This window comes from Dawidia cretensis, assembly GCF_018598175.1.
Lineage (GTDB): Bacteria > Bacteroidota > Bacteroidia > Cytophagales > Cyclobacteriaceae > Ohtaekwangia > Ohtaekwangia cretensis.
In genome coordinates, this window is record NZ_JAHESE010000261.1 from 1 (window position 1) to 237 (window position 237).

The following is a 237-nucleotide window of genomic DNA, read 5'->3' on the forward strand; positions in this document are numbered from 1 at the left end:
CTGCATCCTAAGGGCATCAGTTGCCTGATCTGTCGCAGCCTCAAACGACCGAGCCTTTTCTATTGCAAATAACTGGCTGCCTGGAACATTAAGTTTAATTTCTACTGTCTTATTTTCGATACCTTCATTGTTTAAGCGTAAGAAAACTTCTCCGTCAACTAATCTATCATAGAATGTCTCCAGCTTGTCAACTTTCCTTTGAATGAAATCAACCAATTTGTGATCAGCATCAAAGTG

General features: G+C 39.7%; 1 protein-coding gene. It reads right to left on the reverse strand.

Translation table 11 applies throughout. The features are described 5' to 3' along the window. The coding region (locus KK062_RS30575; protein ID WP_254088158.1) for an HPF/RaiA family ribosome-associated protein at positions 1-237 on the reverse strand (237 nt) is incomplete at both ends.